The sequence below is a fragment of the Pseudokineococcus marinus genome, assembly GCF_013004605.1.
GTDB lineage: Bacteria > Actinomycetota > Actinomycetes > Actinomycetales > Quadrisphaeraceae > Pseudokineococcus > Pseudokineococcus marinus.
The window spans coordinates 1-13,105 of sequence record NZ_JABEMA010000060.1 but is presented as its reverse complement, the minus strand read 5'-3'; the positions used below and the strand labels follow the sequence as shown (position 1 = coordinate 13,105).

The window sequence follows — 13,105 nt, the reverse complement described above, 5'->3', positions numbered from 1 at the left end:
CAGGCCCTCCGACCAGGCGGCGTCCCCGGCGGAGGTCTCGCCACCCGCGCGCTCGGCCGCGGCGGCGAGCTCGGCGAGGAGCAGGCCCACGAGCGGGCCGCTCGTGCCGCCGACCTCGTCGAGGAACACCTCCCCCGCCGCCGCCAGGGCCTCGGCCCCCGTGCGCCCCGACGCGGGGCCGTCCGCGTCGAGGCGGGCGACGACGCGGCGCAGGCCGCCGCGGACGTTGTCGCCGAAGTCCCCGTCGCCGGCCAGGCGGTCCAGGCGCGTGAGGTCGTCGTGCGAGGCCTCGACGTCGCCCGCCCAGCGGCGCAGGGCGCCTCCGAGGACGACGGCGCCGCCGTCACGGGCTTCGAGGCGGCCGGTCGCAGCGAGGCGCTGCGCGGCGTCGAGGCGGTCGCGCGCCACGCCGTCGTGGCCGCCGTCAATTCTCCTTTAGAACCGGTAAGAACGACTACCTATCGTCACGGTCGGGCATAAGACCTCTGGAGACGGCCGCGACGATAGTGGTCGTCAAGATTAAACCGCCCACAATCAAGAGGGCCGTCACGACACTATCTGCGCCTTCGGGCTGCCATGTGTTGTAAACACTCAAACCAAGGAACGGCACTAGCGCCCCCAGTGTGTACACAAAGGGGTTCCATGTTGGACTTGCATTCTCTACCGTGGGGCAGAGCCCGCTATCAGTGCGCAGCGCAGCGCAGCCGTCAGTGGCGAAAGTGAAGTACGTAACGCCTAGGGCATACAGGACGGCAAGCGTCATCAGGGCCCTTGAGGGTAGAAAGCCGTAGCCGACGGTCAGATCCTGCAGCCAACCCCAAGCGCGAACATGCAGAGGGCCCTGCTTGTGCCGTGCGCGTAGTCGCGCTCTATCCACACCCCTAGCCTGCTCGAATTGTCCGCTTTGCCGCAGGGTGCGAGCTAGCTGGCGGTAAGGCTGAGGGGCATATGGCGAGGAGACGCGCTCTAGCCACCGTAAGCGCCCGCCCGCATCCAGTTCGCCCGACAAGAGCTCATAGTGCATGTTCTGTACATCTACCTTGCCGGCCGCCGGCCAACTTTTGCTGGCGTCAGTTAAGCGGTGTAGGCGCGCCCCGGCCAGGATCACGTCTCCAACCACCTCGCTTTCGAAGCGAAGGTCCAGGTGTCGCGCCTCTAGATTCCTCGCATCTAGGCCAGCTGGCGCGTCACCTCCCAAGGTCGCCAACTCGAAGATCAAGTCTCCTGCGACGCGCGCATCGGCAGCTTCAAGTAAGCCGAGGAGGTGGCTTGACCGGGCGTCAAAATCCCCGGCGACGGTAGCGTTAGACATTCGAATCGAGGAGCCACGCCAGTGCCCACCATTCGCTCTGTCCATGACCGACCCAAGAGAGGCACGCTGTAGTGGCGTCGCGGTCAACTTCGAGTCGGCGGCGCGGAGACTGCCTCGAATTTCGGCCCCCAGTAGGTCGACCGTGCCCCTGGCGGACAGACGTTCTAAGACGACATCACCGTGCACCGAGATCCTGGGCGACAGCAAACTCCTCTCGCCGTCGCGCGAGATATTGGCGTCCGCGAGGACAAAAGAGTGCCCCACTGCAGACAGAGAGGTGTCAAGAGTTCCTTGAAGGAGCACTTCGCTGGCGTCGAAGTTCCCACCGACTGCGCTGGAGGCAAATTGGAGAGCCGTGCCATTGAAGGCCGCTTGCACGTTCGTGCGCACCAGTCTGATGTCCCCGACAACGCTGACGCGCGTGAAGTTGACGCCCGCCGAAAATTGGGCCCCGTCAAGCGTCAAGTCACCGTCGATTTTGCCTCGATCTCCCACAAGAGTCCATTGACGAGAACTGTTTGACGACACGCGTGCATCCGTCATATCCCAATGACAGAGGACGTACACCCCGTGCAGGTACAGTCGTCCCGTAGACTTGAGTTCCCTCATGAGAAGGGAGCCAGCTATGGACATGTGGTCCGCGCGTAGGGCCTCGCCGCCAAGACCGTCAAGGGTCGCGGCGACCATGGAGACCTGGCATCCAACCTCTGCTTGGTGCAGGGAAATCATGCCCCGCACCTTGGCCGAAGCTAAGGCAAGGCCGAGTCCGAGGTTCGTATGCGCAAGATCTAGCGCGAGCCGCGCCTTATGTCTACCTGCATCTAGGGTGGCGCCCGTCAGATTCATGCTGCCGGATACGTGAAGACCACGTGCGTCAATGGCGCCAAGAAAGTGGGACCCAGCGGAGGCGTTGAAGTTCCCTTCCACTCTCGCGCCATTTGCGCTGACCGATACGCCCGCGTCTTGGCGAAGTTGAGCACCATCGATTATGACGGTACCGCCAACTCGCGCCTCGTCTAGTCCGAGACCTCCCTCGAAGCGGGAGCCTGCTAAAAGCAAGTCGCCATCGCAATTGGATGAGCAGAGACACAATGCTTCGCCGCCCTGGCGAGTGATCTCAAGCCGCTTGGCGTCCAGATCTGCCATGCGAGCCCCTGTCAATAGCACGGGGCCACTCACATGAGTGTCATAGAGCCATATTGGGCCTTGGCAAGAGATCCGCATCGCCTGGAGCGCAGGCAAGGCGCACCGTACAAAACCGACAAACTTAAGTGATGCGTCGTTGAGCATGGGTGGGCTGTCGAAGCTGCAGTCAGTGAACATGAAGGCGCCGGCGTCCGCGCACCCCAGATCTAACTCTCCCTGTATGCGCGCGCCTCGCACGACAAGTCGTGGTGGGTAAACCGTTCCCTCGTGTGGCATATTGATCAGGATGGCCGCGAGGACGCTCGCGCGAAGGACTCGAGAGGCTGGCCAGGTAGCGGCCTGAGTCACATCAATGGTCGCATCGACTTCGCCCGCTGCATCGAAGTCCTCGCCCGACAGATACGCCGCGTATAGCGACGCCTCTTGCGTCGTGAGTTGCACTCCGAGGAGATCCCAATCGACTGTCACAGGGTCAAGCCTCTCTAGGCGCAGCGAGTAGCGCCTGCCTGTACACATCCATGGTCCGCTCGCCAATCGCCGCCCAGGAGAACTCGGCGACGGCGCGCTCGCGGCCGGCCTCGCCGCGGCGTCGCGCCTCGGCGGGGTCGGAGACCGCCTCGGTGAGGACACGGGCCAGGTCGGCCGCGAAGGCCTCCGGGTCCGTGGGCGCCCCCGTCCCGTCCTGCACCTGGTCGATGGGGACGAGCCAGCCGGTGCGGCCGTCGTCGACCACCTCGGGGATGCCCCCGGTCGCCGTGCCGACGACGGCTGTGCCGCAGGCCATCGCCTCGAGGTTGACGATGCCGAGCGGCTCGTAGACCGAGGGGCACACGAAGACCGTCGCGAGCGAGAGCACCTGGCACAGCTCGGCGCGCGGCAGCATCCGGTCGATCCGCACCACGCCGGTGCGCATCGCGGCCAGCGCGGACACGAGCTCGTCGACCTCCGCGGCGATCTCGGGGGTGTCCGGCGCGCCGGCGCACAGGACGAGCTGCACCTCCGGGGGCAGCTGCGCCGCGGCGCGCAGCAGGTGCGGCAGCCCCTTCTGGCGTGTGATGCGCCCGACGAAGACGACGCTCGGGCGGTCGGGGTCGATCCCGAGGGAGCGCACGTGCTCGCGCGCCTCCGGCGAGTCGTCCCGCTGCCAGTCCTCGGCGTCGATGCCGTTGTGCACCACGTGCACCCGCTCGGGGTCGACACCCGGGTAGCACCGCAGGATGTCGGCGCGCATCCCGGCGCTGACGGCGACGACGGCGTCCGCCGTCGTCATCGCCTGCTCCTCCGCCCAGCTCGACAGCCGGTAGCCGCCGGCGAGCTGCTCGGCCTTCCACGGGCGCAGCGGCTCGAGGCTGTGCGCCGTCACCACGTGAGGGACGCCGTGCAGCTTCGCGGCGAGGACGCCGGCGAGGTTCGCGTACCAGGTGTGGGTGTGGACGAGGTCGGTGCCCTCGGCGGCGGCGACCATGCCGAGGTCGACGCCCAGGGTGCGCAGGGCGGCGTTGGCGCCGGCGAGGGTCTCCGGCTCGGGGTGCGCCGTCACGCCGTCCTCCTCGCGCGGGGCGCCGAAGCACTGCACCCGGACGTCGGCCAGCGGCCGCAGGGCGCGCGCGAGCTCGGCGACGTGGACCCCCGCACCGCCGTAGACCTCCGGCGGGTACTCGCGGGTCAGGAGGTCGACGCGCGGCCGCCATCCCTCCTCGTGCGGGAGGGCACCGGCGCCCGGGTCGGCGCCCGGTCCGGTCCCCGGGGTCGCTGCGGCGGAGTGGGCGGCGCTGGCCATGGGGCGGACCGTAGCGCCCGCGCGCAGGTCGCGGCGCCCGGACGCCTTGCGCCGCAGGCGTCGGCCCCTAGGGTCTGCCCATGTCCAGCCCTCGCGTCCTCGCCATCGTCCTCGCCGGCGGCGAGGGCAAGCGGCTGATGCCCCTCACGGCCGACCGCGCCAAGCCGGCCGTGCCCTTCGGCGGCACCTACCGGCTCATCGACTTCGCCCTCAGCAACGTCGCGAACTCGCGGTACCTGCAGATCGTCGTGCTGACGCAGTACAAGTCCCACAGCCTCGACAAGCACGTGTCCATGACCTGGCGCATGTCGACGATGCTCGGCAACTACGTGACGCCCGTGCCGGCGCAGCAGCGCGTGGGGAAGAACTGGTACCTCGGCAGCGCCGACGCGATCTACCAGAGCCTCAACCTCATCGACGACGCCCGGCCCGACATCGTCGTCGTCGTGGGCGCGGACCACGTGTACCGCATGGACTTCTCGCAGATGGTCGACGCCCACATCGCCTCCGGGGCCGGCTGCACCGTCGCCGGGATCCGCCAGCCCGTCGGGCTGTCCGACCAGTTCGGCGTCATCGAGGTCGGCGAGGGCGCCGACATGGGCTCGACGCCGCGGATCACCGCGTTCCGCGAGAAGCCCACGGACCCGACGACGATCCCGGGGTCCCCCGACGAGATCCTCGCCTCGATGGGCAACTACGTCTTCGACGCCGACGCCCTCGTCGAGGCGGTCACCCGCGACGCCGCGGACGACTCCTCCAAGCACGACATGGGCGGCGACATCGTCCCCGACTTCGTCTCCCGCGGCTCCGCGGCGGTCTACGACTTCCAGCGCAACGACGTGCCGGGGGCCACGGACCGCGACCGCGGCTACTGGCGCGACGTCGGGACGATCGACTCCTACTACGAGGCCCACATGGACCTGACGTCGGCGCTGCCGGTCTTCAACCTCTACAACGACCGCTGGCCCATCCTGTCGCAGCAGCGGCCCCTGCCGCCCGCGAAGTTCGTCCACGGCTGGCACGGGCGCGCGGGCACGGCGGTCGACTCCATCGTCGCCCCGGGCGTCGTCGTCTCGGGCGCGACCGTCGAGGGCTCCGTGCTCTCGACCGGGGTGCAGGCGCACTCGTGGAGCTCGGTGACGGACTCCGTCCTCCTGGACGGCGTGCAGGTGGGGCGTCACGCCGCGGTGCGTCGCGCGATCATCGACAAGAACGTCGTCGTCCCCGAGGGCGCCCGCATCGGCTTCGACCCCGACCACGACCGCGCGCGCGGCTTCGTCGTCACGCCGTCGGGGCTCACGGTGGTGGGCAAGAACGCCGTGGTCGAGCCCTGAGCGAGCCCGCCGCGCGGGTCCTGCTGCTCGACGGGGACCACGGCTCGGACGGCCGACGGGCGCGGCAGCACGCCGAGCGCAGCTGGGCCGACGCCGTCGGCGCCGCCAGCGGCTGGGTCGCTGCGGCCGGCGGTCGCGTCGTCGACGAGCGCGCCCTGCCCGCCCTCGAGGGCGACGGTGACGCCGGCGTCGAGTGGCGGGTGGAGCCGTCCTCGCCGGACGCGGACGTCGACGCCGTCGTGACCGAGCTGCGGGCCCGGGCTCGCGAGGAGGCGCCCGGGCTGACGACCGACCTCGTCGTCGTGCCCGCGGCGCTGGACGCGCTGCCGCGGCTCGTCGTCCTCGACGTCGACTCGACCCTCATCACCGGCGAGGTCGTCGAGATGCTCGCGGCGCGCGCCGGCGTCGAGGACGAGGTCGCGCGCGTCACCGAGGCCGCCATGCGCGGCGAGGTCGACTTCACCGAGAGCCTGCACCGCCGCGTCGCCCTGCTCGAGGGCTTGCCGGTCGATGTCCTCGACGACGTCCGCGCCGAGGTCGTCCCCTCCCCCGGCGCGGCGACGATGGCCTCGGCGCTGGCCGGGGCCGGCGTGCCCGTGGGCGTCGTCTCGGGCGGCTTCCTCGAGGTCGTCGGGCCCCTGGCGGCCTCGCTCGGCATCCCGCACGCCCGCGCCAACGCCCTCGAGGTCGAGGCGGGCCGGCTGACGGGCCGGGTCCGCGGCGACGTCGTCGACGCCGCCGCGAAGGAGCGCTTCCTGCGCGAGCTGGCGCAGCACCACGGCGTCCCGACGGCGGGGACGGTGGCGGTCGGTGACGGCGCCAACGACCTCGACGCCGTGCGCGCCGCCGGCACGGGCGTGGCCTTCTGCGCCAAGCCGGTGCTCGCCGCGGCGGCGGACGTGGTGCTGCGCCACCGCGACCTCACCGCCGTCGTCCACCTCGTGGGGGTCGGACGGCCCGAGGCCGGCTGAGACCGCCCTGCGCACGGGGCCCGCGGGCTCAGCGCGGGGGCGGGCGCTCGGGGTCAGGGCCGGGCGGATCAGCGCAGGGGGTCGGCGACGGGCGCGGTGCGGCCTGCGAACGCCACGACGGGCTCGGGGTCGCTGGTCACCTGCGCCTGCCCCGGCACCGGCAGGAAGGGCCCGCCCAGCACCGAGTACTCGCCCTCGTAGTGCGTCGTCAGCGTGATCACGTACTCACCCGCCCGCTCGTACACGTGCGTCACCCGCAGGTCCGGCCACGGCGCCCCCGCCTCCGACGTCGGACCGGTCACCGTCCCGTCGCCGTAGTCCCACGTGTACGCCACCGGTGTCGCCCGCACCGTCACCGGGAACCCCAGCAGGTCCGTCTGCAGCGTCACCGGCTCGGCCACGGCGTAGGTGTTCGTCGGCATCGCCACGAGCACCTCCCCCGACGCCGGCTCCACCCCCGAGCGCCCCGCCGGCAGCGGCAGCCGCTGGAAGTCCGCCTGCGTCATCACCGGCAGCACCAGCGCCTCCACGGCGTCCGGCGCCCCCGGCTCACCGGGCTGGAACGGCACCCGGCACACCCGCCCGGTCTGCGTGAACGGGCCCGACGCCGCCCCGTCCGTCGCCGGCGCCTGCCACACGAAGAACATCAGCTGCCCCGGCGGGCACGCCGCCCGCGTCGCCCCGCAGTCGTCGCTCGCCCCACCGTTCGCGTCGTTGCCGGAGCACGCCGGCAGCAATCGTCTGATGACCTGCGGCGCCGACGCCCTCGCCGTCGATACACCGGGAGCCCGCGTCTGCGTTCGCCCACTGCCCGACGCCGACGACTCACCTCGACTACGAGCCTTGCCTAGGAGGGTCGCTTCACCGGCGCCCAGTTTTGGGGTAATCACGACCGAGGAGGGCGCTTCGTCCGCTCGAGCCTCCAGTGGCGAGGTGAGGGAGCAGCAGGCGACCAGGACCCCGCCAAGGGCGGCGCCGATCAGGCGCCTAGGCCGAACATCAGCCACGTGTCCTCCTCCCGCACGAGAACGGCCCCTAGTGACGTCGTCTCGCCTTCGACGGTCTCGAGGACCTCACCGTCGGAACCGAGCACTCGTCCCGGACGCACCGTCAACGTCGTTGAAACGAGAGTGGCGCCGGTGCCGTCGGGCGCGGGCGCAACGACTTCCGTCAAAACGAACTGGGACCCTTCGACCGTCCGGTCGAGCGCTCTTAGCTGATCGACCTCGTCGATGTAGGCGTTGCACACCTCGCAGTCGGGGGTCGAGTGCGAAGCCAGCGTTGACGTGTCGAGCGTCGTGTAGGCCTGCTCCAACGTGTCGAACCAGTAGCGCACGAACGCCTCGGCGCCCGCGGCGTCGTCGGTCGTCGCCTCGGGCGGCAGGGTCGGGGCCGGACCGCGTTCGGCGGTCGGAGCGTCGTTGCTCGGCGTCGCCGTCGCGGTGGGAGCGGGCAGAGGGGCCGTCGTCGACGTCTCCGCGGGCGCGCCGGTGGGAAGCGGCGAGCCGGGCTCCGGGTCGCTGCAGCCGGCGAGCGCGAGCAGGGCCGCGGCGGCTGCCGCAGGGACGAGGAGGCGCACCCGCCGACCGTAGCCAGCCCTGGCCTCCCCGATCCGGTGACGGACGGGTCCCTGTGGATGAACCGGGCTCTCCGCCCGGTGCGGGCGCCCTGGGTGGTGGACCGCGTGGGTCACGGCCGGCGCTGGTGGACCTCGTGGGTCCCACGTCGGCGTGGCGCCCCACGCCGTCCACCACCGAAGCCTGCCAGCCCACGGGGTCCACCACCGACGCACGCTGGCCCACGAGGTCCACCACCGACGCATGCTGGCCCACGAGGTCCACCACCGACGCATGCTGGCCCACGAGGTCCACCACCGACGCATGCTGGCCCACGAGGTCCACCACCGACGCATGCTGGCCCACGAGGTCCACCACCGACGCGCCCTGGCCCACGAGGTCCACCACCGAGCAGGAGCGCGGACTTCGCGGGTCGGCACGCCGAGGCGCAAGCGTGATCGCGCACTTCGAGGGGCAGCGGTCGGCGCGTCGTCCCCCGACGTCCGCGCCCCCGGCAGCGGCTCAGCGCGTCGTCCCTCGACGTCCGCACCCGCGACAGCCGCTCGGCGCGCCGTCCCCCGACGTCCGCGGCGGGGCGCTGGCGACCCTCCCGGGGCAGCGCCCCGAGCGGACGGGTCAGGGACCGAGGACGTCGACCAGGTCGGCGCTGGCGGGCAGCAGCTGGGCGCGCTCGTCGTCCCAGCGCAGGACGGCGGCGCAGGCCGTGCCGAGGCCGGCGAGGACCTGGGCGCGGCGGTCGGCCGCACCGGGCGCGGACGACGGCCCGGCCAGCGCGACTGACAGGCCTGAGGCGCCGGGCTCGTGGCACACGAGCACCGTCGTCGTCGCGGCGGCGGCGTGCCGCTCGAGCACGGCGCCCAGGCGCGCGGGGCTCGCCTCGTAGACGTCCGGGTCCTCCACCAGGGGCCAGGCCTCGTCGGCGACGACGAGCTCGGCGGTGCGCCGCGCCCGCGCCGCGTCGGAGGAGACGACGACGTCCGGCGAGATGCCGCGCTCGCGCAGCGCCCGCCCGACGGCCCGGGCCTCGTCCTCGCCGCGCGCCGTCAGCGGGCGGGCGTGGTCGGAGCTCGCGCCGACCGGCTCGGCCTGGGCGTGCCGGAGGACGACGAGGAGCGCCAGCTCAGCTCCCCATCGCGTGGACGCCGCCGTCGACGTGCACGATCTCGCCCGTCGTCGCGGGGAACCAGTCCGACAGCAGCGCGACGCACGCGCGGGCCGCGGGCTCGGTGTCCGCGAGGTCCCAGCCGAGGGGGGCGCGCTCGGGCCAGCTGTTCTCGAAGGCCTCGAAGCCCGGGATCGACTTGGCGGCCATCGTGCGCAGCGGGCCCGCGGACACGAGGTTGACCCGCGTGCCCTCCGGCCCGAGGTCGCGGGCCAGGTAGCGCGCCACCGACTCGAAGGCGGCCTTGGCGACGCCCATCCAGTCGTAGACCGGCCAGGCGAAGCTGGCGTCGAAGGTCAGGCCGACGACGCTGCCGCGCTCCGCCATGAGCGGGCGCGCCGCCACCGCCAGGGACTTGAGGCTGTAGGAGGAGATCTGCAGGGCCGCCGAGACGTCCTCCCAGCTCGCCGCCATGAAGTCGAACGCGCCCTGCGGGGCGAAGCCGATGGAGTGCAGGACGCCGTCGAGGCCGTCGACGTGCTCGCGCACCCGCTCCGCGAGGGCGTCGAGGTCCTCCTGGTCGGAGACGTCGAGCTGCACGACGGGCGCCGGCTGCGGCAGGCGCCGGGCGATCGCCTGCGTGATGCGCATCTGGCGGCCGAAGGAGGTGAGCACGACCGTCGCGCCCTCCTGCTGCGCCACCTGCGCGACGCGGAAGGCGATCGACGCGTCGGTCAGGACCCCCGTGATGAGCAGTCGCTTGCCGTCCAGGATCCCCATGCGCGTGCCGTCCCTCTCGATGTCGCGGTGCTCGTGGTCGTTCGTGCTGCTGGGCGCCCCGGCCACGGGCCGGGGCTCGGGGTGGCGGTGGGTCAGTGCCCCATGCCGAGGCCGCCGTCCACGGGGACGACAGCGCCGCTGATGTAGGCGGCCGCCTCCGAGGCGAGGAAGACGCAGACGCCCGCCACCTCCTCGGGCCGGGCGAGGCGGCCGGCGGGGATGGCGGCCAGGTAGCCGTCCCGCGTCGCCTCCGGCAGGGCGGCCGTCATGTCGGTCTCGACGAAGCCGGGCGCGACGACGTTGGCCGTGATGCCGCGCCCGCCCAGCTCGCGCGTCACGGAGCGCGCGACGCCGACGAGGCCCGCCTTGCTGGCCGCGTAGTTGACCTGGCCGGGCGACCCGTAGAGACCGACGACGCTCGACACGAGCAGCACGCGCCCGCGGCGCAGCCGCACCATGCCCTTGGTGGCGCGCCGCACGCAGCGGAAGGCGCCCGTGAGGTTGGTGTCGACGACGTCGGTGAAGTCCTCCTCGCTCATGCGCAGGAGGAGCTGGTCCTTCGTCACGCCGGCGTTGGCGACGAGCACCTCCACCGGTCCGTGCTCGGCCTCGACCCGGGTGAAGGCCTCGTCGACGGACGCGCCGTCGCGGACGTCGCAGGCGACGCCGAGGACGCCGTCGGGGGCGTCGCCCGTGCGGGTGGTGACGGCGACGCGGTCGCCCGCCGCCACGAACGCCTCGGCGATGGCCCGCCCGATGCCCCGGTTGCCGCCGGTGACGAGGACGCTGCGGGGCTCGGGCACGCGGGGGACCTTCCGTCGGGGCCGTCACCGGCCGGACGGCCGGTGACGCTGGTGCGGTCGCGGACGCTACCGGAGGGCGCCCGTCGACGGCGCCCCCGCCACGGCCCGTCGACGGGCCCTCCGGCAGGGGACGGCGCACGGCCACCTCCGGCGTCGGCGGCACCCCGCGCGCGCCCGCGCGCGGGCGCGGCTTACCGTAGTGGTCGTGGTCTCCACCAGCGCCTCAGGCGCTCAGCGGACCGCACCCGGCTCGCGCGGGCGCGGTCCCTCGCCGTCCCTCCCGCCCTCGGCCGACCGCTCGGCGCGGGCGCGCCGCCCGCACCGCGACGACGCCCCGGTGCAGCGCATCACCACCGCCCCCGTGGGGCAGAGGCAGCACCAGCACCAGCAGATCGGCCGCTACCTGTGGTCCATGGGCGTCCGCACGGCGTGCTTCGTCGTGGCCATCGTCCTCGCCCAGGCGGGCTACATGGCTCTCATGTGGCTCTTCGTCGCCCTCGCCGTCGTCCTCCCCTACATCGCCGTCCTCGTGGCGAACGCGGGGCGCGAGACGGTCGGGCCGACGACGACGCAGGTGACGCCGCCCGCGCAGCCGTCGATCACCGCAGCACCGCCGCGCCCGGCGTCCGAGCCTCCGCTCGTGGGCGAGGTCTTCCAGGGCCAGGTGCTCGACGCGGACGAGCCCACCGGCACCGGTCGCCCGAGCGCCGAGGGCACGGGACCGGGGAGCACCGGCACCGGTCCGAGGACCTGGGAGGCGGAGCGGCTCCGCCCGCCGGCCGACGGCGGCGACCGCCGCAGCGCGGCCTGACGGGCCACGGCGCCCGCTCTCGCCGCCCCAGCCGCCGCTCGTGGGGCGGGTCGTCGAGCCTCTCTCCCCCGGTGGGGTGGTCGTCTCCTCGGACGGGCGACGTCGCCGTCCCGGCGGCGCGAGCGCCCTTCCTCGCCAGGTGGTGCGTGCCATACTCGTCCCCGGCGCCGCCCGTCCCCCCCGTCGGGCGCGCGTCGACGACGCCGGGCGGCGTCTCCCCCGTCGCCGCCCGGCGTCGTCCTCGTCTCCGGCCCTGCACGACGTCCGGCTCCGTGCGACGTCCGGGCTCGGGCCGGCTCCCGCGCGGTGCGGTCGAGCGCTGGGCGGTTTCCGACGCCGGGCCTCCCGAGCCCGAGCACAGGGCCTGTCGTGGGCGCCGGAGCGGTGGGAGGACACTGGGCTCGTGCCCGACTTCCCCGGCAGCCCCACGCCGCCTCCGTCGGCGGCTCCCGCGGACGGCCCCGCGGGCCCGCTCGTGTGCAGCGCGCGCGGCTGCCGCGCCCGGGCCGCGTGGGGCCTGCGCTGGAACAACCCCCGCCTGCACGCCCCCGAGCGGCGCAAGACGTGGCTCGCGTGCCCCGACCACCGGGAGCACCTGTCCACCCACCTCGCCGAGCGGTCCTTCCTGCGCGAGGTCGTCGCCGCCGAGGAGCTGCCGGGCGGTCGGGAGTAGCCCGTGCGCTTCCTGCTGACGCCCCGCTGGCTCGCCGGCCTCGCCCTGGCGGTCGCCTTCGCGCTCGTGTGCGTCTCCCTGGGCCTCTGGCAGTGGGACCGCCGCACGGCGCGGCACGCGGCCAACATGCTCATCACCGAGAACTACGGGCAGCCGGCGGCCGACCCAGCGTCCCTGCTGCCCCCCGGCGGTGAGCTCCTGCCCACGGCGGACGAGTGGCGGCCGGTGGAGGCCACCGGCCGCTACCTGCCCGAGGGCACCGTCCTCCTGCGCCAGCGGCCCCTCGACGGCACCAACGGCTTCCACGTGCTCGTCCCTCTGCTCCTCGACGGCAGCACGACGACCGCTGACGGGGCGACCGGTGACGGGCTGGGGCGGGCGCTGCTCGTCGACCGTGGCTTCCTGCCCTCCGGCGACGACGCCGGGGCCGTCGACGTGCCCCCGCCCCCGGCCGGGGAGGTGACGACCGTCGTGCACCTGCGCCCCGCCGAGGAGCCCTACGGGCGGGCACCGGCCGGGCAGACGCGCACGATCGACCCGGCGGGGCTGGCCGGGCGAGCCCCCACGAGCGGGGCCCTCGACGCCGCCGGGGCGCAGCTCGTCGGCGGCGCGTACGGCGTGCTCGCCGAGGAGGTGCCCGCGGCGTCCCCGGCGCCCCAGCTCCTCCCCGCCCCGCCCGTCGACGAGGGACCGCACCTGTCGTACGCCTTCCAGTGGTGGGTGTTCGCCGCCGGCGGCTTCGTCGGGTACGGCGTCGTCGCGCGCCGCCACGCCGCCGACCTGCGCGCCGAGGCCGCAGGCCCGGGGGCGGGCACG

At 73.1% G+C, this 13,105-nt stretch carries 13 protein-coding genes; 5 read left to right on the top strand and 8 right to left on the bottom strand.

The features are described 5' to 3' along the window. The 3 genes from HLB09_RS19825 to glgA form a co-directional block, all read right to left on the bottom strand. The coding region (locus HLB09_RS19825) for a DAK2 domain-containing protein (RefSeq protein ID WP_212770637.1) at positions 1-408 on the bottom strand (408 nt) is incomplete at its 3' end. A gap of 46 nt (positions 409-454) precedes the next feature. Continuing rightward, on the bottom strand, positions 455-2,041 hold the full coding sequence (locus HLB09_RS06175; RefSeq protein WP_171202525.1) for a hypothetical protein: 1,587 nt from the start codon (positions 2,039-2,041) through the stop codon (positions 455-457). Positions 2,042-2,930: 889 nt separating this feature from the next. Further along, on the bottom strand, positions 2,931-4,238 hold the full coding sequence (gene glgA / locus HLB09_RS06170; protein ID WP_171202524.1) for a glycogen synthase: 1,308 nt from the start codon (positions 4,236-4,238) through the stop codon (positions 2,931-2,933). An 80-nt stretch (positions 4,239-4,318) separates the two neighbouring features. Between glgA and glgC the strand changes: the two genes are divergently transcribed. Further along, a complete protein-coding gene (gene glgC / locus HLB09_RS06165; protein ID WP_171202523.1) occupies positions 4,319-5,572 on the top strand; it encodes a glucose-1-phosphate adenylyltransferase in 1,254 nt (417 codons plus the stop codon). A 200-nt stretch (positions 5,573-5,772) separates the two neighbouring features. Beyond that, on the top strand, positions 5,773-6,543 hold the full coding sequence (serB, locus tag HLB09_RS19230) for a phosphoserine phosphatase SerB (protein ID WP_212770636.1): 771 nt from the start codon (positions 5,773-5,775) through the stop codon (positions 6,541-6,543). Between the two features lie 68 nt (positions 6,544-6,611). Here the strand turns inward: serB and HLB09_RS19225 are convergent, their stop codons facing one another. The 5 genes from HLB09_RS19225 to fabG form a co-directional block, all read right to left on the bottom strand. Further along, a complete protein-coding gene (locus tag HLB09_RS19225) occupies positions 6,612-7,190 on the bottom strand; it encodes a PKD domain-containing protein (RefSeq protein ID WP_171202522.1) in 579 nt (192 codons plus the stop codon). Between the two features lie 332 nt (positions 7,191-7,522). Then, positions 7,523-8,122 (bottom strand): DUF6318 family protein, encoded by a 600-nt coding sequence (locus HLB09_RS06150; protein WP_171202521.1) that lies wholly within the window; start codon positions 8,120-8,122, stop codon positions 7,523-7,525. A gap of 613 nt (positions 8,123-8,735) precedes the next feature. Then, entirely contained in the window at positions 8,736-9,239 is a 504-nt protein-coding gene (locus HLB09_RS19220; RefSeq protein WP_212770639.1) for a SixA phosphatase family protein, read from the bottom strand. A 1-nt stretch (position 9,240) separates the two neighbouring features. Continuing rightward, positions 9,241-10,002, bottom strand: coding sequence for an enoyl-ACP reductase FabI (gene fabI / locus HLB09_RS06140; protein ID WP_171202528.1), 762 nt, complete (start codon positions 10,000-10,002; stop codon positions 9,241-9,243). A gap of 92 nt (positions 10,003-10,094) precedes the next feature. Then, positions 10,095-10,805: a 3-oxoacyl-ACP reductase FabG gene (fabG, locus tag HLB09_RS06135; RefSeq protein ID WP_171202520.1), complete on the bottom strand. Its 711-nt coding sequence runs from the start codon at positions 10,803-10,805 to the stop codon at positions 10,095-10,097. 205 nt (positions 10,806-11,010) lie between these two features. Between fabG and HLB09_RS06130 the strand changes: the two genes are divergently transcribed. The 3 genes from HLB09_RS06130 to HLB09_RS06120 all read left to right on the top strand — a co-directional run. Continuing rightward, positions 11,011-11,616 (top strand): DUF3099 domain-containing protein, encoded by a 606-nt coding sequence (locus HLB09_RS06130; RefSeq protein ID WP_212770634.1) that lies wholly within the window; start codon positions 11,011-11,013, stop codon positions 11,614-11,616. A 403-nt stretch (positions 11,617-12,019) separates the two neighbouring features. Then, a complete protein-coding gene (locus HLB09_RS17740) occupies positions 12,020-12,289 on the top strand; it encodes a hypothetical protein (RefSeq protein ID WP_246234457.1) in 270 nt (89 codons plus the stop codon). A gap of 3 nt (positions 12,290-12,292) precedes the next feature. Then, positions 12,293-13,105: SURF1 family cytochrome oxidase biogenesis protein (locus HLB09_RS06120; protein ID WP_171202519.1), on the top strand; the 813-nt coding region annotated here is incomplete at its 3' end.